The organism is Aerococcus urinaeequi (assembly GCF_001543205.1).
Classification (GTDB): Bacteria; Bacillota; Bacilli; order Lactobacillales; family Aerococcaceae; genus Aerococcus; species Aerococcus urinaeequi.
The window spans coordinates 394,016-416,363 of sequence record NZ_CP014162.1 but is presented as its reverse complement, the minus strand read 5'-3'; the positions used below and the strand labels follow the sequence as shown (position 1 = coordinate 416,363).

Below are 22,348 nucleotides of genomic sequence, written 5' to 3'. Positions count from 1 at the left end.
GCTTGCGTTCGATATTTCAGAAGATTTTTAATAACAAAAAAGGCATCGCTTTGTCGGCGGTGCCTTTTTCTTTGACTATTTTTCTTTTAAGTTATTATCCTTTACTTCATCTTCCAATGCTATTCTATCTGCTATAAAAAGGTTAAAGTAATTCAAGCAAAGGATTAACCAAGTAGCGCCTATAGACCAACCGGCGATAATATCAGATAGATAGTGGACGCCAAGGTATAAGCGAGATGCACTGATGGCAACCACCATGAAGATGGTAAAGCCAATTAAGTAGGGCATCATCTTTGGATACTTATCTTTAAAATAATACCAAGTTAAGAAAGCTAGGGTTCCCCATGCTAGTACTGCACCAGTTGCGTGTCCAGAAGGGAAGGAGTAGCCTCCTTGGTCAACAAGGTGCGGCACGTAGGAAGGGCGCGCCCTTTGAATAATATTTTTGATTAGCGCAACAACAGGGCCAGCGCCAACTAGAATAGTGAAAACTATCCACAGTAATATTTGCCATTTTCGACTAATATAGTAGAAAATACCAGCAATAATCAATGTGAGAGGAATGATTCCTTGGGCATTACCAATGAGGGTGAAAGATTGTACAAACGTTGTAAAAGGCGCTGGACCCCATTGATAGAGATGTTGGCCAATACTTTGGTCGATTACTGTCAAAAAATCAACGTCAATCATTGCTGTTAAACAGATTAAAATAAAGGGTATTGCGGTGATGGCGGATGCTATTAAATAAGGTTGAATTGGATCTTTTTTCATTGCTTGCCTCCATGTTGATATTAATCTTTATTGTATATATTGTATGAACATTTCGCAAGGGAATAAAGGCGGATGATTTTTTGGAGAATCCATTTGCATTATAAGTTGATTATGTGTATAATGTCAGATGACCGTTTACTTCGCGAGTTGAATCACCAACGCTTGTCGCAGTTTACGGCGAATATTATGAAAGAGGTGTTGTCACATGGCAATTTCAAAAGAACGTAAAAACGAATTAATCCAACAATTTGCACGTCACGAAGGAGATACTGGTAGCCCAGAGGTACAAATCGCTATCTTAACTGAAGATATCAACTCTCTTAACGAACATGCACGTACGCACAAAAAAGACCACCATTCTTACCGTGGTTTAATGAAAAAAGTTGGTCACCGTCGTAACTTGTTAGCTTACTTACGTAACAAAGATGTTCAACGTTACCGTGAATTAATCAAAGCATTAGGCTTACGTCGTTAATTCTTATAAATATGATCTTAAAGCGGGATACTTTTGTGTCTCGCTTTTGTTGATTTTTAACCCTTTTTATAGGAAAATAAACTAGTATGGAATAAAAGCGCCAACAGTTGTTCACTACTATGCAAATTTGTGAGTATCAAGGCTTGATCTTAGAAATTTGTTTAGTAGCAAACTTGTTGGCAGTATGCAAATAAAGGAGCATGTTAGAACATGGAAGAAAAGCAAGTGTTTAAAATGAATTGGGCCGGCCGCCCATTATCGATCGAATACGGTCAGGTAGCTAAACAAGCCAATGCAGCGGTATTGGTTCGTTACGGAGATACTGTCGTATTAACTGCCGTAGTAGGGGCAAAAGAAGCTAAGCCAGGACAAGACTTCTTCCCATTACAAGTAAACTATGAAGAAAAAATGTACTCAGTAGGGAAAATTCCTGGTGGTTACATTAAACGTGAAGGTCGCCCAAGCGAACATGCAACATTAACAGCACGTCTGATTGACCGTCCTATCCGTCCGATGTTTGATGAAGGGTTTACCAATGAAGTGCAAGTGATTAATACTGTTTTATCAGTAGATCCAGACTGTTCACCAGAAATGGCCGCAATGTTTGGTTCATCAGCAGCCTTAACAATCTCAGATATTCCTTTCGATGGTCCTATTGCAGGGGTAAATGTTGGTCGTGTAAATGGCGATTTGGTGATTAACCCAACTGTAGAACAACAAGCACAATCTGATTTAGAGTTAATTGTTGCTGGTTCTAAAGATGCCATCAACATGGTAGAGTCTTCAGCTGCAGAATTATCTGAAACAGAAATGCTTGAAGCCTTAATGTTTGGTCACACATCAATCCGTGAATTATGCTACTTCCAAGACGAAATCCGTGAAAAAGTTGGTCAAGAAAAAATGGACGTCCAATTAAATACACCGGACAATGTGTTGGTTGCTGAAGTAACAGCACAATACAATCAACAAATGGTTGAAGCAATCCAAACTTTTGACAAGTTGGAACGTGAAGAAAATATCGAAGCGGTTAAAGCAGCGATTATCGACCACTACAGCGAATTATATGCAGGACATGAAGATGTTGCGACATTAATGGACCAAGTGCGTCAAATCGCTCACCAATTAGAATATAAAGAAGTTCGTCGTTTAATTACTGACGATAAAGTTCGTCCTGATGGTCGTAAAATTGACGAAATTCGTCCTTTAGATTCAGAAGTTGGCTTATTACCACGTACACACGGTTCTGGTTTATTCACTCGTGGACAAACTCAAGCCTTATCAGTAGCGACATTAGCACCCTTATCTGAAGAACAACGTATTGATGGTTTATCAGGTGATGTTACCCAACGTTTCATGCACCACTACAACTTCCCTCAATACTCAGTAGGTTCAACCGGTCGTTACGGTTCACCTGGCCGTCGTGAAATTGGTCACGGTGCTTTAGGTTACCGCGCCTTAAACGAAGTATTGCCAAGTGAAGAAGACTTCCCGTATGCAATTCGTTTAGTTGCTGAAGTATTAGAATCTAACGGTTCATCATCACAAGCATCTATTTGTGCGGGTACTTTAGCCCTTATGGACGCAGGTGTGCCAATTAAAGCCCCAGTTGCTGGTATCGCTATGGGTCTAATCATGGATGAAGACGAAGAAAACTATACAGTCTTAACCGATATCCAAGGTCTAGAAGACCACTTAGGTGACATGGACTTTAAAGTAGCCGGTACAGAAAACGGTATTACGGCTTTACAAATGGATATCAAGATTAAAGGGATCACGGAACAAATTCTACGTGAAGCTTTAGACCAAGCGCATAAAGCGCGTGTTGAAATCTTAGGTCATTTAGCGACTGCAATTGACGCACCACGTGCTGAATTAAGTCCTTATGCACCAAAAATTGAGCAAATGCAAATTGATCCAGATGACATTAAAGTGGTTATCGGTAAAGGTGGGGATACCATCAACAAAATTATCGATGAAACAGGTGTTAAAATTGATATCGATCAAGAAGGTGGCGTGAATATCGCTTCAGATAATGCGGCAATGATCAAACGCGCGAAAGAAATTATTGCTGAATTGACCTTGAAAGTTCAAGCAGGTGAAGTGTATGAAGGAACTGTCAAACGCATTGAAAAATTTGGTGCCTTCGTTGAGATCGCTAAAGGTAAAGATGGTTTAGTGCATATTTCTCAACTGCAAGAAGAACGAACCAATAATGTGGAAGACGTAGTGTCAATGGACGAAAAAGTCCGCGTGAAAGTGACAGAAATCGACAACCGTGGTCGTATCAACTTGACAATGAAAGGTTTAGACGCCGAATAATATTCAGATATTTTATATAAGAGAGCATCCAGTTTTTTTACTGGGTGCCTTTTTTTATAGGGATGAAGAAAAATAGGTCCAGTATCATCAATAAACGTCATCAATTGAAATACCAAAAATTCGACTATTCAGGATGCCATTCAAACAAAATGAGGTTGATGTTGTGCTACATTTACATAGTTTAGAGAAAATTTTGATGTGCTAACGGTGTTGAATATTTATAGGGAAGTAATGAATTTGAAGAGATTAACTTCTAAGAAAAGTGAATAAATCAAAATACTGATACTTTTTCTATTCTCATGATATGGACTAAATAAGGGTGAAGACTATTAAATTGTTAATCGTGCAAACTGAAGAAGGGTAACAGATAATTTTTATATTAATTGAGTGTTTTCTCATTTTTATTTCATAATACTGTCATTTTCATTGAGAAAAAGGCTAAGCTCTGATAAAATGAAACAGCGAATACGAATACTATCGAATATAAATAAAAGGATGAATCAATTATGGCAAAAGAGTATAATGTAGCAATTGTCGGGGCAACAGGTGCAGTTGGGGAACAATTACGTCACTTAGTTGCAAAAGCAAATTTCCCAGTAAAAAATATTAAGTTATTAGCATCAGCGCGTTCAGCAGGTAAAGAATTACCGGTGGGCGATAAAAACTATGTTGTTGAAGAATTGACGAAGGATGCTTTTGAAGGTGTGGATATTGCCTTCTTCTCAGCTGGTGGAGACCGTACAGTCGAATTTAGCCAAGCAGCCATTGATGCTGGTGCAGTCGTCATTGATAATACATCTGCCTTCCGTATGGATGAAAATACGCCATTAGTAGTGCCAGAGGTAAACCCACAAGCATTGAAAAATCATAATGGCTTGATTGCTAACCCTAACTGTTCAACAATCCAAATGGTTGTGGCTTTAAATCCAATCCGTGATGCCTTTGGATTAGACCGTGTGATCGTGTCTACTTACCAAGCGGTATCAGGTGCAGGGGCGACAGCTATTGAAGAAATGCGTCAACAATATCGGGATATTGAAGCAGGTAATGATATTCAAACACCTGGCATCTTGCCAGTTGGTGGTGATGAGAAACATTATCAAATGGCTTACAACGTATTGCCGCAAATCGATAAATTCCAAGATAACCACTATACTTATGAAGAAATGAAAATGACCAATGAAACCAAAAAAATCTTAGGTGATGAGACGATTGGGGTATCAGCGACTTGTGTGCGTGTACCGGTTGTTTACGGTCACTCAGAGTCTGTTTACTTTGAAGTAGATAATGATGACGTGACACTTGAAGATATCCAAAATGTTTTACGAGATGCACCTGGTGTTGTATTGGAAGATGATATCAACCAACAACTTTACCCTCAAGCAGTAAATGCTGAGAAGAAAACGGAAACATTTGTTGGCCGTATCCGTAAAGATTTAGACTTCCCACGTGGATTCCATATGTGGGTTGTTTCTGACAATTTATGGAAGGGTGCCGCATTGAATTCAATTCAGATTGCAGAACAAATGGTAGCTGATAAATTAATCTAGTTTATGTTATACTTAAGCTAGCGATGTGCGGGCAATGTGGCGAAGCGTCATTGCACCGCACTTTTTTTGAGTAAAAAATATATCCGATCTGATTAACAATTTGCGTCAGCTTGGATACAGGCTGCACTAACTATTTAGCGTGCATCCAGACTTTATAAAAATAAACCCAATATATTAGGAGGCAATAATATGAGTGATATTAATATCATCGCTCTGGGTGGTGTCCGTGAAAACGGGAAAAACATGTACCTAGTCGAAGTTGACGAAGCAATCTATGTCTTAGACTGTGGTCTTGTATACCCACCAGATGAATTATTAGGAATCGATATGATGATTCCAGACTTTACATACTTAAAAGAAAACCAAGACCGTGTAGCAGGGGTATTTTTAACCCACGGCCATGCGGATGCTATTGGTGCTTTACCGTATTTATTAAAAGATATTCAAGTACCCGTATTTGGTACAGAATTAACGATTGAATTAGCGAAAATTCAAACGAAGAAAATTGGCTTGAAGAATTATCAAGACTTCCATATTATTTCAGAAGATAATGAAATTGATTTTGGTAATGTCGTGATCAAATTCTTTAAAACTACCCACTCTGTACCTGAATCAGTAGGGATTGAAGTCTCTACACCAGAAGGTTCAATCGTTTATACAGGTGACTTCAAGTTTGATATGACAGTTTCAGATTCATATAAAACAGACTTTTCTCGTATTGTTGAAATTGGTCGTGACGGTGTATTCGCCTTACTATCAGATTCCAATGCAGCAGAAAATATGAGACCCAACGCCACTGAAATTGAAATTGAACAAGGTTTGTTGAAGGAAGTGCGTAATGCTAAAGGTCGTGTTATCGTTGCGGCGGTGGCTTCAAACTTAATGCGTATTCAACAAGTTTTAGATGTTGCAAGTAAACTGGGGCGTCGTGTTTTCTTAGATGATACTGAATTGGAAGAAATTATTGACGTAGCTATTCGCTTAGGCAAACTATCGATTCCGTCAAAAGACTTGATTGCCAACTTGAAAGACCTTGGCCGTTTTGAAGATCATGAAATTATTTTCCTAGAAACTGGAAAATCAGGTGAACCGTTAACAACCTTACAAAAAATGGCCTCAAGTCGCCACACAAATGTATCCATTACAGATGGTGATAAGGTCATTATTGTGACAACACCTTCTTATGATATGGAAAAAGTGGTAGCAGAAACGAAAAACGATGTTTACCGTGCAGGCGGTGAAGTGGTTGAATTAGCTCAGGCGTATGCGTCAAGTGGTCATGCAAGTCCAAAAGACTTACAATTAATGATCAGCTTATTGAAACCTAAATATGTGGTCCCAATTTCAGGTGAATACCGTCTAATGTCTGCCCACAAACACTTGGCAACAGAGGTAGGTATTCCAGAAGAGAATGTCTTCTTATTAGACAAAGGGGATATCTTGACCTATAAAGATGGCAATATCCATATCGGTGGTGCCGTACCAGCTTCAAACGTATTGATTGATGGATCAGGTGTTGGAGATATTGGCAATATTGTTCTTCGCGACCGCCGTATCTTATCTGAAGATGGTATTTTCTTAGTTGTCCTAACTATTTCGCGTCGTCTAGGTAAAATCTTATCTGGTCCAGAAATTATTTCTCGTGGTTTCATCTATATGAAGGCTTCTGAAACCTTATTAGATGAAGCAAAAGACGTTGTCGTTGAAGTGACTGAGGAAAATCTTAAAGACAAGAACTTTGAATGGTCTAAATTAAAAGGTGACATCCGTGATGCGCTAAGTAAGAAATTATATAGTGAAACTCAACGCCGTCCGATGATTTTACCAGTCATTATGGAAGCTTCAAACTACCATCCTGACAAAAAAGATAAGAAAAAAGGGAAACAAAACTAAGGGGGTCCGGCATGAACGCGTCACAAAAATTAGTAGTCTGGGTTGAAGGATTATTATTTGTCATCCTGGCTTTATTAATTGAAAGTATCTTCCCAGTAACCATTACAAGTTACAATATTACCGTAGCGATTTCATTAACCCTATTGGTTTTCTATTCATATAGAAGAGGATCAACAGCAGGCTTTATCGCTGGTGCAGTACTTGGAGCAGTAGTGGGGTATTTACAAGTAGAGAATGTACAAACAGAGTGGATGGTGCTAGTGGCTAGTGCAATCCAAACAGCTATGGTTGGGTTATCAGGTAAATTTGCCCGAAACTTACAGCGGACTTTATTTAACCGCCGTATGTCTAGTGTATACCTAAACCTAATTACCGGGACAGTTATGACTTTTGCCGCATTCTTCATCCTAAAATTTATCTTTAATCAATATGTGCTAAATGTTGGTCAAGTGGCTGACGGTACATATGCGATGAGTATGTTATGGTCATTCTTGGCTAACTTAGCCTTAGCCTTAGTCATCCTAGTAATTATCTTAAACATTTCATCGAAATATTGGATTCCAAAGAATACGCCATATATTTCGCGCAAAGAACGTTCGCGTTTATTGAATGACTAACTCGTTCATCATATCTTGTAACAATAAATAGTAAGTAAGAGCAAACAACTAGTCCTTGGCATTTTCAATCGACCATTTTGTTTGCTCTTTTACTTTTAAAAAGGGGAAAACATGGGTTTATATATTTTTTATGGGATTTTAATTCTTTTAGTGTTAAATACCATCGCCGCAGTTATTACCGTCCTTAGACAAGATCGTCCTGTGGCGACTATTTGGGCTTGGTTATTGGTGCTAATATTATTACCAGGTATTGGTTTTATTATTTATTATTTTGTTGGTCGAAAGATTTCCGACCAAAATATCTTTAGGATTCGTAACCAAGAAATTTATGGTTTAAATGGTCTAAAAGAAAAGTATTTAAATAAAGATGGTAAACAGAAAAATGTTGACCATTATCCGCGTGGTATTCAAAAAATGATGCGTGTCTTGTTTAAGAGTGACTATTCAATCTTGACTGAAAACAATCATGTCGAAATCTTTATTTCAGGCCAAGAAAAAATGAACCGACTAGTTGCGGATATCTATGCCGCAACAGATTCAGTGCATGTCCAATACTACATCTTTACTGATGATGAAGTGGGTATGCGGGTAGTAGAAGCCTTAATTGACCGGGCCGAAGCGGGATTAGAGGTCAAATTGATGGCTGACGCAGTGGGAAGTCGTTTATTGAGTAAAGATTCTGTTAAAAGAATGGAAGAAGCAGGGGTACAGTTTGAAAGTTTCTTCTCAAAAAGTCCCTTCTTTATTTTTAATTTTCGCCTAAATTGGCGTAATCACCGTAAGATTGTTGTAATCGATGGTTTAGTTGGTTATGTTGGTGGGTTTAATGTTGCCAAAGAATATGTTGGTAGAGGACCTTTAGGTTATTGGCGTGATACCCATTTTCGGATTACAGGAGATGCCGTCAAAACCTTACAAAGCCGTTTTATGGTAGACTGGTTTGCTTCTAAGAAAGCTAAACCAAGTGATTTTGACCATGAATATTTCCCAGACCCAGAAGTAAATGGTGAAACAGCCATGCAAATTGTTTCATCTGGACCAGATGAAGAGTCAGACCAAATAAAAATGGGTTACCTGCAGATGATTAATATTGCAGAAGAGTATATTTATATTCAAACGCCTTACTTTATTCCAGACGAAGCCGTCTTTGAAGCAGTTGAGATGGCAGCCTTATCAGGTGTGGAAGTCCACATCATGATTCCATCAAAACCTGACCACCCATTAGTATATCGAGCAACTGAATACTATGTAAAATCCTTACTGCCAGCTGGTGTTCACGTACATAAATACCGTGAAGATGGGTTCTTACATGCCAAAACAGTATGCGTAGATGGTCATGTTGCCAGCGTTGGGACTGCTAACTTTGACATTCGAAGCTTCGCTTTGAACTTTGAAATCAATGCCTTTGTGTATGACCGCAAAGTCGTTACCCAATTAGAAGGAATCTTCAAAAATGATTTAAAAGAATCAACTCAAGTCGACATGGACCATTTCGAAAACCAAACAAAATGGAAGAAATTCCGTCAAGGGTTCTCGAGATTGTTCTCACCAGTTTTATAATAGGCAAAAGAAAAAAACCAGCTATCTGATTAGCTGGTTTTTGCGGTGTTATGGAATTGTTGGTGATAACGATGATTAATTTAATCGGCGTAAACTGAACGAACAGCCATGATTTCATCGACTTTGATGATGCGCATAACATCATTATCAACATCTTCAAATAGGATAATGTCTTTATCTGTATATTTTGACCGGAAGATACCAAATAAAATATCTTTGGTGTTCATAGAACCGATTTGACGAGTAACGGTAATATATAGGGGTTCACCTAATTCGTTTGAATAGTTAATGTGTTTGATTATGTCTTTGATTGGCATAATAGTTGTCAATACGTTGCTTTCCTTTTTCGCTTTGCGCTCTTCACTATTGAAAGAAAGGATATTTGACTGGCTAGATTGTTCAGCTTCAAGCAACATTGGATCAACTGGGATGAATAGATTACGGATTGATTGATAAGATAATGGGTTTTGCATGATAAGCCTCCTTATATTGAACAGTGGTCAGAACGATGGGTACGTAGTAACGTAACTTGATTTAGCAAACGTTTGTTCGCTTTACAATTTATATTATAAAGAACGTCCGTTCGGTATGCAAGTCTTTTTGCGAACATCTGTTCACTTTTTTACTCAGAAGCTTAAATATGGTATGATTCTAATTGAAAATTAATCCGAACATTAAAGAAAATCTTCAGGTCTTTGAGAAAAATATTTAAATTTGTGGTACTATTAATGCTATATAAAAATGTGAAGGGTGAAAGGTGTTCTATGAAATCGAAAGGACTATTAGTTGTATTATCCGGTCCCTCTGGAGTGGGGAAGGGAACAGTGCGACAAGCGCTGTTCGAGACTGATACAAATCATGATCAGTTTTATTATTCAGTTTCTGCAACAACCCGACAACCACGTCCGGGCGAAGTAGATGGTAAAGACTACTTCTTTGTATCACGCGACAAATTCGAAGGTATGATTGAAGACGAACGTTTGTTGGAGTATGCTGAATATGTAGGCAACTACTATGGAACACCCCTTCAATACGTTGAAGAAATGACAGAACAAGGTAAGGATGTTTTCCTTGAAATAGAGGTTCAAGGTGCATTGCAGGTTAAGCGACGTATGCCAGATGGTGTATTCATTTTTCTTGCACCACCGACTATGCATGAGTTAGAATCTAGAATAGTTAACCGTGGTACCGACGCCCCAGAAGTCATTGAGAAACGGATGCATCAAGCACGAGAAGAGTTACAATTGGTTACGCAATACGACTATGTTGTTGAAAATGACAATGTAGACTCAGCAGTTGAACGTATTCAAACCATCATAAATGCTGAGCATTTAAAGACAGACCGCTTTATCGACGATATTGTAGAAAATTACTTAAAGGAAGGCGACGAATAATAATGATTATCTATCCATCAATTGACAAATTATTAGACCGCATCGATTCAAAATACTCACTAGTATCCATTGCTGCAAAACGCGCAACTGAATTACAGGTTGAGAAGAATCCGATGTTAAATGAATACCAATCACCTAAATATGTAGGACAAGCTTTAGAAGAAATCGCTTCTAATGACTTAGTGATTGATCCAGACTCATTATCGCAAAGCTAATTATCATTTTTAGAAAAATATAAACTTCATTAAGCCAAGTAGCTTTCCGTTGCTTGGTTTTTTTGCTAATTCAATCTAGATATGTGAGGTGACTTAGCTAATGAAATACGCAAAAAAAGAGGTGTACCATCAAAACGGTCATACCTCTTATCATCAATTGAATATTATTTTTCAGAGACTAATTTGCCTTGAACATATACTTGTTGGATATTGGCTTGGTTAGCTAGGTATAGGATCTTTTCAAACGTTTGTCCTAGGTCTTCAAAGACACCAAATCCTTGGATACGATTATCCTTGGCTGTGGTATCAATTACTTGGAAATCAGCAGCATAGCCTTCTTTGATTAAACCAATTGGTAAGTCAAGGGCTTCACCACCACCAAGTGTAGCAAGAGAAAAGGCTTCTACAACAGAAATGCGAGAATCTGGCACACCGCGTTTGGCTTGCGGTAAATGGGTATTAACACCGTCTTCTAATTGACGTGAGCTCATCACGGCTTGTTTAATCCCGTCATATAGAGACGGTGAGAAGCCACCGGAAATATCTGTTCCTAAGCCAACTTGTACGTCTAATTCTTTTAGGTGTTTAATGGGAATAATACTATTAGCAAAATAAACGTTAGAAATAGGGCAGTGGGCAACCGCTGTTTGGTTTTCTGCAAAAATCGCAGCATCATCGTCATTGATAAAGTTAGAGTGGGCCATAACTGATTTTTTACCGAATAAACCAAAGTCTCTAAGCGCTTCTGTGTCAGTTTTACCGAAGCGTTTATAAGTAAAATCATGTTCCCATTGGCCTTCACTACAATGAGTGTGGACGTGGGTGTCGTATTTTTGAGCTAGTGCCCCTAAACCAGCTAAGGCCTCGTCAGTACAAGAGGGGGCAAAGCGGGGCATGACAACAGGGTAGACGCCTTGAATGACGTCCTTACCATAGGCACGCACTTCTTGGATAAATTCTTCAGTTTCTTGTAGGGCAATCTCAGTTGAGGCATCTCGGTAAAAGTCAGGGTTACCTTGTGGGTCATCCATAACTACTTTACCAACTAAGGCGCGTTGACCTTTTTCTGCAGCAATCTTAACCAATTCAAATGACGATTCTTTGTGAATAGTCCCGAAATAAAGGGCAGTAGTGGTGCCACGAGCGAGTAAGGTCGCCACTAAGTCTGTGTAAACTTCTATCGCGAAGTCAATGTCTTTATATTTAGCCTCTAGTGGAAAAGTGTGTTCATTTAACCAAACATCCAAGGGGGCGTCTAAAGCAATCCCTGCTTGAGGCCACTGGGGTGCGTGGATATGGGTGTCGATAAAGCCAGGTAATAAATATTGGCCGTCTGTTAGACGAATTAAAGTGCCACGTTCTTCAAATAAGGCGATTAGCGGTTGGTAGTCACCGTCATCTTGAGGGACAATTCGGTCGATGACCCCATCTTGGTTGATGGTTATCAGTGCGTCTTCTTGGTATGTCAGTTGACCATGTTCTGGCGTATGAAAATAAGTGGCTAAAATGGCTTTTTCTAATCCAATCATATTGTGCTCCCTTTAAATAAAAATATTTCCTTCTTTCTCATTTTAAGATAAATTAACGAACAAGTAAATAGATTTAAGGTTAAATGTTCGCAAATGAACTACGATATTTCAAAATATTTAGGGTTGACTTGTAAATAGTACGAATTAACGAACAAATATACAAAGCAAAAGCGAAAATGTATGCCACAGGCAATTAATGTTAAATTCTAACCAATTACTATACAATAGGTAGATGAATACGATGAAGGAGGCGACTGGAATGGTTGAGGCAAATGTTATAGAAGTGATCGTGGACGTCCCCACCATGCAGACGGACCATCCTTTTGAATACCAAATCCCTGAAGAAATGGTGAATATTATTCAACCAGGCATGCGGGTACAAGTCCCATTTGGCAGTCGTAACCTCTTGGGTTATGTCATTTCACCAGTTAAAACCGAGGCTGATTTTGAAGGCGAATTGAAGCCGCTTACCGCACTTTTAGATGACGAACCAGTATTAAGTGAAGAGATGTTGCAATTAGGTAAGGATATGGCCAAGCAAAACTTTTGTTTCTTAGTTGAAGCCTACCATACCATGCTGCCTAACTTGCTCAAGGTAAATTATGAAAAGTTCTTCCTGCCAACCCCTGAAATTTTCTATCTGGACCATCAGCAATACTTTGATGACCTCAGTGAAATCGCCTGGTCTGAAGCCGAAAAAAGGGGAATTCTCACCGAGTTGATAGCCCTTAAAAACAAAGGTCACCTGTCCATAGACTATCGGGTAGAAGACCGTAAACGCTATAAAACGGAAAAATGGGTACAACCACTGATGGACTTTGACCAACTAGAGGAAGAAGTCACCAGCATTCGAAAAACAGCTAAGAAGCAACTTGCCTTGGTGGAAGTGTTAATGGAGCTGGACGGTAAGAAAGTACCTGCTAAATACCTGAGGGACGAGTTTGACCTCCACACAGCTACGCTTAAATCAGGGGCAGAAAAAGGTTGGTTAAAACTTTACGACCAACAAGTTAACCGTGATCCCTATGCAGATATTGCGATTGAAAAATCAGAAAAGTTATCCTTACAAGCCCAACAAGAAGCTGCCTTTAATGCTGTAAAAGAAGCCATGGATAAACAAGAAGACCGGGTATTCTTACTGCAAGGGGTAACAGGGTCAGGGAAGACTGAGGTCTACCTGCAACTGATTCAAGAAGCCTTAGATAAAGATAAAGAGGCTATTTTACTAGTGCCAGAAATTTCCTTAACCCCGCAAATGGTCAACCGGTTGAAAAGTCGCTTTGGGAACCAAGTAGCGGTCTTGCATAGTCAATTATCAACAGGGGAACACTTTGATGAGTGGCGCAAATTAAAAAAAGGTCAAGCTAGAATCGCCGTTGGAGCTCGGTCATCTATATTTGCACCATTAGACAATATCGGTTTGATTATTTTAGATGAAGAACATGAATCTACCTACAAACAGTCAGATAATCCTCGTTATCATGCAAGGGAAGTGGCAAAATGGCGGGCAGCTTACCACCATTCGCCAGTTATCCTAGGGTCAGCAACCCCTAGTCTAGAATCTAGAGCACGAGCCCAAAATGGGGTTTATCAACTACTTGAAATGCCGGAACGGTCAAATCAAAAGCCACTACCGCCTGTTGAAATTATTGATATGCGTGAAGAATTTAAACATAAAAATTACTATCAATTCTCACGGCAATTACGTGACCAAATGCAGGCTACAATGGACCGAGGCGAACAGGTTGCTTTGATGTTAAACCGTCGTGGTTTCGCCAATTTCATGCAATGCCGAGACTGCGGTTATACCTTTCAATGTCCAAATTGTGATGTATCACTGACTTACCATTATCATGACAAACAGTTGCAGTGTCACTATTGTGGCTATAACGAGGCCAGGCCGCAACGTTGTCCAGATTGTGGTCAAACCCACTTACGTGAATTTGGTACGGGGACAGAAAAGGTGGAACAAGAAATTAATGAGCTGTTCCCGAATAAAACCGTGGCTCGGATGGATATGGATACCACCCGGCGTAAAGGGAGTCATGAACGGATATTAAAGCAAATTGCTGATAAAAAAGCAGATATTTTACTAGGTACCCAGATGATTGCCAAGGGGCTGGATTTTCCAAATATCACTTTAGTAGGGATTATCAATGCAGATACCACACTCTATCTGCCAGATTTTAGGGCAGCTGAACGAACTTTCCAGCTCTTGACCCAGATGTCAGGACGGGCAGGCCGCGGGGATCTGGACGGGCAAGTCTTCATTCAAACTTATAATCCTGACCATTATGCCTTAACCTTGGCTAAAGATCATGATTATGACCGTTTCTATCAAACGGAAATGCAATACCGGAAACTCAACCAGTATTCGCCGTATTATTTTACCGTTCGGTTTACCATTTCTAATTTTGACGACCATACAACGCAAGCGACGGCTGCTAAGGTGGCTGCAATTTTACAGCGGGCCGATATTCAAGCAACTAAGGTGATTGGTCCCGCTCAGTCGACCATTTCCAGAATTAATAATCAATACTATTACCAACTCTTGTACCAGCACCGAGGCAACCAGGCCATCCAAGCAGTTTTGCAAGAAATTCAAGAAAAGGCCCAAGATTGGTCAAAAGACAAAATTTACGTATCCATCGACGTAGACCCACAAACCTTCATGTAAAAATGGCTAGTAATTTCAAGCTAAATCTGACACTGATCGGAGTAAATCTCAGATTGAAATAATGGTATAATAGGAAGAAAGCACAGGATTTATTTAAAGGAGACACATTTGAAAAGAATTGTATTTATGGGGACACCCGCATTTTCAGTGAATATATTAGAAGCACTAGTCGAAAAAAGTGACGAATATGAAGTGGCTGCGGTTGTGACGCAACCAGACCGTCCAGTAGGGCGCAAACGGAAATTAACACCATCACCAGTGAAAGAAGCGGCTTTAAAACACGATATTCCAGTTTACCAACCGGAAAAAATCGGCCGGGACCAAGAAATCAAAGACTTATTAGCTGAGGACATTGATTTAATCGTCACTGCAGCCTTTGGTCAATTCTTACCGACGAGTATATTAGAGGCGCCAAAAGAAGGGGCAGTCAACGTCCACGCGTCATTACTACCGAAATACCGCGGGGGCGCGCCAGTGCACTATGCTATATGGAATGGTGATAAGGAAACAGGCGTGACCATCATGCGAATGGTGAAAAAAATGGACGCAGGGGACATTTTAACCCAAGTGGTAGTCCCAATTGAAAGTGACGATACCGTTGCCACTATGTTCGACAAACTATCCGTTGCAGGGACTGACTTGTTGATGGATACTTTGCCAAAATTATTCGCGGGCGAAATTACACCGACAGCTCAAATTGAGGAAGAAGCGACATTTTCCCCAAATATTACCAGCCAACAAGAACAAATTGATTGGCGTAAAGAAGCACAGCAAATTGACAACCAAGTCCGGGCCTTTAATTCTTGGCCAGTTGCCCATACAAAAGTGGATGGTCAACGGTGGAAAATTTGGCAGGTAGCACCAGTCAAAGAAGAATCGACTGACGAAAAACCAGGCACAATTGTCAAAATTCAAAAGAAACCGGCTCAATTATGGGTAGCAACAGGGAATAAAACCGTTCTAGATATTGAACAATTACAACCAGCAGGTAAGAAAAAAATGGACGTTGCAGCCTTCATTAACGGTGGGGCCGGTAACTTAGCGGTCGGCGATAGCTTTGACCAAGTGGAGGACGATGTAGATGGAGAATAATCAAGTAGAACCAGGGTCAAATGCCCGTAACGGCGGTCATAGTGGGGGCTACCAAACACCTCTAAAATTATCTGCTCGTTTTCAAGCGATGGAGTCAGTTAATCAAATTATCCGCCACAACCACTTCATCAACCAAGAAGTTAACCGGGTGTTAACTGAAGAAGCTGTGGCCGAAGCAGACCGTAACCTCTATACTAACCTGGTTTATGGGTCTGTTCAAAACTACTATACATTGGACGCTTTTGTCCGTGATTTTGTAGCCAAGCCCAATAAAGTGAAATCATGGGTCTGGTCTTTACTCATTGTTTCGGCCTACCAAATGTATTATTTAGATAATATTCCAAATTATGCGGTTGTTGATGAAGCAGTCAGAATTGTCCGCAAACGAGGCAATCAGACCTTGGCTAAATTCGCTAACGGGGTCTTACGGAATTTCACCAGACGTTATGAAACAATGGCCGATTTTATCCAAACCAAAGAAAATCCAAGAGAGAAGTTAACCCTAGAGGCCTCATTACCCCCTGTATGGGTAGATTATTTTGTGGACCGTTTTGGTTTAGACGAAGCCGAAAAATTGGCTAATTCACTCAATCAAACGCCTTTTATTACGGTACGTGCCAACAATAAATTTAATAACCTAAACACAGAAAAAATGACCGAATATCAAGAGATATTAGAAGCAGAAGGTTTTACAGTAGCGCCTAGTCCTTTGTCACCATTTGCCTTACGGGTAACTAAGGGGAATCCAGCCCATTCATCCTTATTTATGAACGGGGAAATTACCATTCAAGATGAATCAGCACTTCTAGCTGTAGAGGCTTTAAACCCGAAACCAGGGGAAACGGTTCTTGACGCTTGTGCCGCACCGGGTGGAAAAACTGTGCAAATCGCTGAAGCAGTTGGCCGAACTGGGCATGTGATTGCCTGTGATATAGCAGAAAATAAATTACCTTTGATTCAAGAAAATGTGGACCGGATGCAGGTAGCTGACCACGTGGAAATTCTCCATCAAGACGCGACTACCTTGTTAGACCGTTTTGGAGAAAATGGCAGCGAACCGACAAGCTTTGATAAGATTTTAGTCGACGCACCATGTTCAGGTGTGGGCCTATTCCGCCGTAAACCAGATACTAAATACCACAAAACGTTGCAAGATTTGGATGCCTTACATGACATTCAAGTAACAATTATGAACCAAGCATTACCATTATTGAAAAAGGGTGGCGTGATTACCTACTCTACATGTACAATTACAAGAGAAGAAAATGAAGATGTGGTCAAAGCCATTTTAGACCAACATCCTGACCTAACATTGAAGTCATTTAAACATTGGCGAGACAATCTTGATCAGTCAATAGGAGCAGATGGAACAATTGAAATCCTACCGCATACCTATATGTCTGACGGTTTCTTTATCGCCAGCTTTGAAAAAAACTAGCGAAGGAAAGTGAGCATACATGGAAATCGCAAGCAAAACTGATGTCGGTGTCGAACGAAAACAAAACCAAGACCAAGTAGGCGTTTTTTACAACCAAGACCAAGCAGCAATCTTATTGCTTTGTGACGGGATGGGTGGCCACAACGCGGGAGACGTGGCTTCAGAAATGGCTATTTATCATGTAGGAAATGCTTGGGAAAGCACTGAAAACATGACGGACGCCAATATCATTTCTGGATGGTTGACTAATCAAATCCAAGCTGCCAATGCCCATATATTTGAAAAAGCCAACCAATATCATGATTTATCAGGTATGGGTACAACAATCGTCGCAGCTGTACCATTAGAAGATTTGGCACAAGTGGTTTTAGCCCATGTAGGGGATTCACGTATCTATATTCATCAAGCGGATGCGCTTAAACAGATTACCAAAGACCATTCTTTTGTCCAAGAATTATTAGATATGGATATGATTACTAAAGAAGAAGCTCAGGTTCACCCACAAAAGAATATCGTGACTCGGGCAGTGGGTATTGCTGCTGACGTTGATGTAGATATTGATGTTGTAGACTTTTTAGTAGATGAAACTTTACTATTATGTTCAGATGGATTAACCGATATGGTTGAGGAAACAGAGGCCATGGCCATTTTGAGTGATGAAAGACTCACTATTGAAGCGAAAGCTGACCAATTAATTGCTATTGCCAACGACCATGGAGGCCGAGACAATGTTTCGGTGGTTGTCGCACATAGAACACCAGCAAATTTAAAAAAGGAAGAAACATTCGAACATGAAATTGAAAATGAAAGGGGTGAATTCTAATGAAATCTGGTCAAATCATTGATGAACGCTATAAAATTGTGAACCATATTGGTTCAGGTGGTATGGCGGATGTATACCTTGCTTATGACCCTATTCTAGAGCGCGATGTAGCCATCAAATTCTTGCGTGTAGGGAAAACAGATGCCATGGATGCCACCAAACGATTTGAGCGCGAAGCCCTATCTGTATCTGAATTGAACCACCCAAACGTAGTCAGTTTATTTGATGTGGGTGAAGACGAAGAAGGCAAGTTTATCGTGATGGAATATGTGGACGGAATGGACTTAAAAGCCTATATCCGTGAAAACCACCCAATTCCAGTGGATATCATCCAAAACTTGATGATTCAAATCTTATCAGGTGTTCAAGCTGCCCATGATATTGGTATTGTTCACCGTGATTTAAAACCACAAAATATTATGGTCAACTACGATGGTACGATTAAAATTATGGACTTCGGGATTGCTATGGTGACTTCTGAAACAAGTATCACCCAAACCAATTCGATTATTGGTTCAGTCCATTATCTATCACCAGAACAAGCGCGTGGTTCAATGGCAACAAGTCTTTCAGATATTTACTCATTAGGGGTCGTTTTATTTGAAATGCTAACAGGCCGTGTACCATTTGACGGTGAATCAGCCGTCTCAATTGCCTTAAAACATTTCCAAGAACCACTACCACCAATCGAAGCTTACCGGGATGATGCCCCACAAAGTTTAATCAATGTGGTAGCCAAAGCGACAGCTAAGGAACCATCTGCACGTTACCAAACTACACAAGAAATGATCGACGACTTAGAAACGGTCTTTTCTGATAACCGGAAAAATGAGCCCGTATTTATTCCAGCTAACATGGCCAATGAAACGATTGTCATGGCCAAGGAAGATATCGAAAATCAAATGCGTCTAGCAGAGTCTGATGAAGAACAGTTAATGGCAGCTGGTGAAAAAGCTGTTGATGACGATGCAGAACCGGATGCAACCGATGAAAATGCTGAAGGTACTCTTTTAGATGATTCAGATGAATACGATATTGCAGATAAGGCTGGTTTGGCTGCAGGCGCTGGTTTAGCTGGAGCGGCCTTAGCGGGTGCAGGAACGGCTGCAGGTGTTAGCGATTTACAAGCAAATCCAAGTCCTAGTGGTGATGGTACCGATCAGGGCGGTAGCAACAAGCCAACAAGTAATCCCAATAAAAATCCTGGGAAACCAAGTAATAAACAGCCGAAAAGTCGTAAGCCAATGGCCATTATTGCAGGAATCATTGTCGGACTCCTATTGATTGCTTTCCTAGGTTATAACTATATGGCAGGCCACAATATTACCGTACCTGACTTAGCGGGTATGACAGAGCAAGAGGCATCCTTAACTTTAGAAAGCTTAGATTTAGTTCTAGGAGATGTAACAGCAGTATATGATGAAGAAATTGAAGCGGGTCGTGTGATCAACTCAAGTCCATCAGCAAACACAGAAGTTAAACATGATACGGAAGTCGATGTCAATATTTCGCAAGGTCCTGAACCGTATGAATTAAAGGATTACACTGGGCAACCATTTACGAAAATTGAAGAAGAATTAACGGCATTAGGCTTCACCGTCACCCAAGAAGAAGACTACTCTGATTCAGTTGAAGTAGGCGACATCATGAGTCAATCTATCGAACAAGGTGAAGCAGTCATACCTGGTGAGACAACTATTAACTTTGTTGTTTCTGCGGGTGTTGAAACCTTTACGATGGCCGATCTATCTGGATGGAATAGAGCGTCAATTCAACAATATGCTGAATCAAATGGTTTAGTTGCTTCATTTGATTCACAATATTCAGGTTGGGTACCGGATGGTGTTATGATTTCTCAATCAATTACACCAGGTACGGAATTTGTAGCTGGAGATGAATTATATATTGTGATGTCTGATGGACCGGAACCAGTATCTAGTTCATCAAGTTCAAGCTCTTCATCTTCATCCTCATCCTCAAGCTCATCATCCAATGACGATGATGACGACGAAGACGATGATAGCTCATCATCAAGTTCATCATCTAATAGTAGTTCAAGCAGCTCAAGTTCTTCATCGTCAAGTTCATCATCGAGTGCTAGTTCATCATCTAGCCAACGTGAAAGTTCAAATGTAGAAGATTAGCAAAACAAATACCAATCAGCACAAGGCGTAGACATCATTGTTTACGCCTTTTTTGCCATTTTAAAGACTCTTCCAATGAATAAAAATTGTCGGAGTGTTTTTTATATAGAATTTGGGGTAAAATAGGGCATAAGTATGCAGACACAAATTTTTATATCTATTGAGGATATATACAATTGACTGATTAAGGAGGTATTTTTCAAAAGCATGAAGAGAAAAGATGATTATATTCAACCAAATGCGCCGACATACACGGGCCAAATTATTAAGGCTTTGTCTGGTTTTTATTATGTAGAAGAGAAAGAAAGCCAAGTGATTTATACCACACGGGCACGTGGCCAATTTAGAAATACGCAAACAACACCATTGGTGGGCGATTTTGTGGAATTTCAAGCCAACAATACCAAAGAAGGCTATGTAATGAAAATCTTACCACGCTATAGCCAAATGATTCGACCGGCAGTAGCTAATGTGGACGTGGCCTTGTTGGTAGCATCGGTTACTGAGCCCCAGATCCAACCAAAATTATTAGACCGTTTTTTAGTTTATTTAGAGTCAGAGAACATTGAACCGATTTTATATTTTTCCAAAATGGACTTAGCTGACCAAGCTAGTCAAGCGGATAAAGACCGAATCGACCAATTCATCAAGGTCTATAAGGAAGTCGGCTACCAAGTCATTTTATCAACAGACCTAGATGGAAATTTTGATCAATTAAAAGAACTTGTCGCCAACCGGACCATGGTGGTTGTAGGCCAGTCAGGGGTTGGAAAATCTACCTTGCTTAACCGATTATTACCAAGTTTAGCGATTGAAACAGGGGAAATCTCAACATCACTAGGACGCGGTCGTCATACTACCCGTCATACGGAATTACATGATATTTTCGAAGGGAAAGTGGCAGATACACCAGGTTTCTCTAGTATCGATATCGACCAATTAGATAAAGTCTTATTATCTAACTACTTCCCAGAAATGCGGGCCATTCAAGACCAATGTAAGTTCCGTGGTTGTACCCATATTCAAGAACCTAAATGTGCAGTGAAAGCCGCCTTAGATGCCGGTGAGATCGCACAAAGTCGCTATGACTCTTACCTACAAATCTTCCAAGAAATTGACAATGCAAAACCCAAATATTAGAAAGTAGGAATGTACATGTATATTGCACCATCTATTTTATCTGCGAATTTTGGTAAATTTATTGACGAAGTAAATCGAATCGAAGACGCCGGCGCTGACTGGGTTCACATTGATGTCATGGACGGCCATTTTGTGCCCAATTTAACCTTTGGTGCTGGCGTCGTTGAAGCTTTGCGCCCAAACACCAAGATGACCCTAGACTGCCATTTAATGGTATCTAACCCAGAAGTCCATGTGGAAACCTTCGCCAATGCCGGTGCGGATTATTTCACTGTTCATTACGAGGCAACTAGTCACTTACATGGCTTAATCCAAACCATTCACAAACACGGTATGAAAGCTGGTGTGGCCATTAATCCAGCGACGCCCGTATCAGCCATTGCACCGATCCTAAAAGACGTCGACATGATTTTAGTGATGACCGTAAACCCTGGATTTGGCGGTCAATCATTTATTGAATCAACTGTTGATAAGATGGCTGAATTAAGTACTTTCAGAGCAGAAAATGACGCCAATTTCCTAATCGAAGTAGATGGCGGCATTAACGATGAAACGGCTAAAATCTGTGCAGAAAAAGGGGTAGATGCCTTTGTAGCCGGCTCATACATCTTCAATAAAGACGACGTGAAACAACCAATTGATGCATTAAAAATGGCCATTAAGTAATCTTTAGTACTTGAAAAAATTTTTTAACTGGCAGTCACTAGGAGG

18 protein-coding genes are annotated in these 22,348 nt (G+C 40.1%); 15 read left to right on the top strand and 3 right to left on the bottom strand.

The window, feature by feature from the left end; translation table 11 throughout:
- Positions 1–75: 75 nt before the first annotated feature.
- Positions 76–771, bottom strand: coding sequence for a phosphatase PAP2 family protein (locus AWM74_RS01885; protein ID WP_026466396.1), 696 nt, complete (start codon positions 769–771; stop codon positions 76–78).
- Positions 772–976: 205 nt separating this feature from the next.
- On the opposite strand from AWM74_RS01885, the gene rpsO reads away from it, so the two are divergent.
- From rpsO to cls, 6 genes are all read left to right on the top strand, one after another.
- The gene (gene rpsO, locus AWM74_RS01880) at positions 977–1,246 is read left to right on the top strand and encodes a 30S ribosomal protein S15 (RefSeq protein ID WP_003142464.1); all 270 of its coding nucleotides are present in this window, start codon (positions 977–979) and stop codon (positions 1,244–1,246) included.
- 210 nt (positions 1,247–1,456) lie between these two features.
- Entirely contained in the window at positions 1,457–3,565 is a 2,109-nt protein-coding gene (pnp, locus tag AWM74_RS01875) for a polyribonucleotide nucleotidyltransferase (protein WP_026466395.1), read from the top strand.
- Between the two features lie 506 nt (positions 3,566–4,071).
- Complete coding sequence (locus AWM74_RS01870) at positions 4,072–5,115, top strand: aspartate-semialdehyde dehydrogenase (protein WP_026466394.1); 1,044 nt, start codon at positions 4,072–4,074, stop codon at positions 5,113–5,115.
- A 189-nt stretch (positions 5,116–5,304) separates the two neighbouring features.
- Positions 5,305–7,008 (top strand): ribonuclease J, encoded by a 1,704-nt coding sequence (locus AWM74_RS01865; protein WP_026466393.1) that lies wholly within the window; start codon positions 5,305–5,307, stop codon positions 7,006–7,008.
- An 11-nt stretch (positions 7,009–7,019) separates the two neighbouring features.
- Complete coding sequence (locus tag AWM74_RS01860; RefSeq protein WP_026466392.1) at positions 7,020–7,625, top strand: energy-coupled thiamine transporter ThiT; 606 nt, start codon at positions 7,020–7,022, stop codon at positions 7,623–7,625.
- A gap of 111 nt (positions 7,626–7,736) precedes the next feature.
- Positions 7,737–9,185 (top strand): cardiolipin synthase, encoded by a 1,449-nt coding sequence (gene cls, locus AWM74_RS01855; protein WP_026466391.1) that lies wholly within the window; start codon positions 7,737–7,739, stop codon positions 9,183–9,185.
- Between the two features lie 80 nt (positions 9,186–9,265).
- Here the strand turns inward: cls and AWM74_RS01850 are convergent, their stop codons facing one another.
- Positions 9,266–9,658: a hypothetical protein gene (locus AWM74_RS01850; protein WP_026466390.1), complete on the bottom strand. Its 393-nt coding sequence runs from the start codon at positions 9,656–9,658 to the stop codon at positions 9,266–9,268.
- Positions 9,659–9,949: 291 nt separating this feature from the next.
- Here AWM74_RS01850 and gmk point away from each other — a divergent pair, with 291 nt between their 5' ends.
- A complete protein-coding gene (gene gmk, locus AWM74_RS01845) occupies positions 9,950–10,579 on the top strand; it encodes a guanylate kinase (protein WP_034258289.1) in 630 nt (209 codons plus the stop codon).
- Positions 10,580–10,581: 2 nt separating this feature from the next.
- Positions 10,582–10,794, top strand: a complete 213-nt coding sequence (gene rpoZ, locus AWM74_RS01840; RefSeq protein ID WP_026466388.1) for a DNA-directed RNA polymerase subunit omega — start codon at positions 10,582–10,584, stop codon at positions 10,792–10,794.
- A gap of 164 nt (positions 10,795–10,958) precedes the next feature.
- Here rpoZ and guaD read toward each other — a convergent pair whose 3' ends face one another.
- Positions 10,959–12,323 (bottom strand): guanine deaminase, encoded by a 1,365-nt coding sequence (gene guaD / locus AWM74_RS01835; protein WP_034258286.1) that lies wholly within the window; start codon positions 12,321–12,323, stop codon positions 10,959–10,961.
- Between the two features lie 259 nt (positions 12,324–12,582).
- Between guaD and priA the strand changes: the two genes are divergently transcribed.
- From priA to rpe, 7 genes are all read left to right on the top strand, one after another.
- Complete coding sequence (gene priA / locus AWM74_RS01830; protein WP_026466386.1) at positions 12,583–15,000, top strand: primosomal protein N'; 2,418 nt, start codon at positions 12,583–12,585, stop codon at positions 14,998–15,000.
- A 108-nt stretch (positions 15,001–15,108) separates the two neighbouring features.
- Entirely contained in the window at positions 15,109–16,092 is a 984-nt protein-coding gene (fmt, locus tag AWM74_RS01825; protein ID WP_026466385.1) for a methionyl-tRNA formyltransferase, read from the top strand.
- Positions 16,082–17,530, top strand: coding sequence for a 16S rRNA (cytosine(967)-C(5))-methyltransferase RsmB (gene rsmB, locus AWM74_RS01820; protein WP_034258283.1), 1,449 nt, complete (start codon positions 16,082–16,084; stop codon positions 17,528–17,530). The genes fmt and rsmB overlap by 11 nt, the downstream gene beginning before the upstream one ends.
- Before the next feature lie 19 nt (positions 17,531–17,549).
- The gene (locus AWM74_RS01815) at positions 17,550–18,353 is read left to right on the top strand and encodes a Stp1/IreP family PP2C-type Ser/Thr phosphatase (RefSeq protein ID WP_026466383.1); all 804 of its coding nucleotides are present in this window, start codon (positions 17,550–17,552) and stop codon (positions 18,351–18,353) included.
- Positions 18,353–20,497 carry a Stk1 family PASTA domain-containing Ser/Thr kinase gene (gene pknB / locus AWM74_RS01810; protein WP_026466382.1) on the top strand — a complete coding sequence of 715 codons (2,145 nt, stop codon included), beginning with the start codon at positions 18,353–18,355 and terminating at the stop codon, positions 20,495–20,497. The genes AWM74_RS01815 and pknB overlap by 1 nt, the downstream gene beginning before the upstream one ends.
- 207 nt (positions 20,498–20,704) lie before the next feature.
- A complete protein-coding gene (gene rsgA, locus AWM74_RS01805; RefSeq protein ID WP_034258280.1) occupies positions 20,705–21,637 on the top strand; it encodes a ribosome small subunit-dependent GTPase A in 933 nt (310 codons plus the stop codon).
- Positions 21,638–21,652: 15 nt separating this feature from the next.
- On the top strand, positions 21,653–22,303 hold the full coding sequence (rpe, locus tag AWM74_RS01800; protein ID WP_081665671.1) for a ribulose-phosphate 3-epimerase: 651 nt from the start codon (positions 21,653–21,655) through the stop codon (positions 22,301–22,303).
- The last annotated feature ends 45 nt before the right edge of the window (positions 22,304–22,348 follow it).

Excerpts from the sequence above, each read along its gene's own strand:
- AWM74_RS01850 (WP_026466390.1), bottom strand. The coding sequence starts at position 9,658 with ATGCAAAACCCATTATCTTATCAATCAATCCGTAATCTATTCATCCCA.
- cls (WP_026466391.1), top strand. The coding sequence starts at position 7,737 with ATGGGTTTATATATTTTTTATGGGATTTTAATTCTTTTAGTGTTAAAT.
- AWM74_RS01865 (WP_026466393.1), top strand. The coding sequence starts at position 5,305 with ATGAGTGATATTAATATCATCGCTCTGGGTGGTGTCCGTGAAAACGGG.
- pnp (WP_026466395.1), top strand. The coding sequence starts at position 1,457 with ATGGAAGAAAAGCAAGTGTTTAAAATGAATTGGGCCGGCCGCCCATTA.
- guaD (WP_034258286.1), bottom strand. The coding sequence starts at position 12,323 with ATGATTGGATTAGAAAAAGCCATTTTAGCCACTTATTTTCATACGCCA.
- rpoZ (WP_026466388.1), top strand. The coding sequence starts at position 10,582 with ATGATTATCTATCCATCAATTGACAAATTATTAGACCGCATCGATTCA.
- pknB (WP_026466382.1), top strand. The coding sequence starts at position 18,353 with ATGAAATCTGGTCAAATCATTGATGAACGCTATAAAATTGTGAACCAT.
- priA (WP_026466386.1), top strand. The coding sequence starts at position 12,583 with ATGGTTGAGGCAAATGTTATAGAAGTGATCGTGGACGTCCCCACCATG.
- rpe (WP_081665671.1), top strand. The coding sequence starts at position 21,653 with ATGTATATTGCACCATCTATTTTATCTGCGAATTTTGGTAAATTTATT.
- rsmB (WP_034258283.1), top strand. The coding sequence starts at position 16,082 with ATGGAGAATAATCAAGTAGAACCAGGGTCAAATGCCCGTAACGGCGGT.
- rpsO (WP_003142464.1), top strand. The coding sequence starts at position 977 with ATGGCAATTTCAAAAGAACGTAAAAACGAATTAATCCAACAATTTGCA.
- AWM74_RS01860 (WP_026466392.1), top strand. The coding sequence starts at position 7,020 with ATGAACGCGTCACAAAAATTAGTAGTCTGGGTTGAAGGATTATTATTT.
- AWM74_RS01870 (WP_026466394.1), top strand. The coding sequence starts at position 4,072 with ATGGCAAAAGAGTATAATGTAGCAATTGTCGGGGCAACAGGTGCAGTT.
- AWM74_RS01815 (WP_026466383.1), top strand. The coding sequence starts at position 17,550 with ATGGAAATCGCAAGCAAAACTGATGTCGGTGTCGAACGAAAACAAAAC.
- gmk (WP_034258289.1), top strand. The coding sequence starts at position 9,950 with ATGAAATCGAAAGGACTATTAGTTGTATTATCCGGTCCCTCTGGAGTG.
- rsgA (WP_034258280.1), top strand. The coding sequence starts at position 20,705 with ATGAAGAGAAAAGATGATTATATTCAACCAAATGCGCCGACATACACG.
- AWM74_RS01885 (WP_026466396.1), bottom strand. The coding sequence starts at position 771 with ATGAAAAAAGATCCAATTCAACCTTATTTAATAGCATCCGCCATCACC.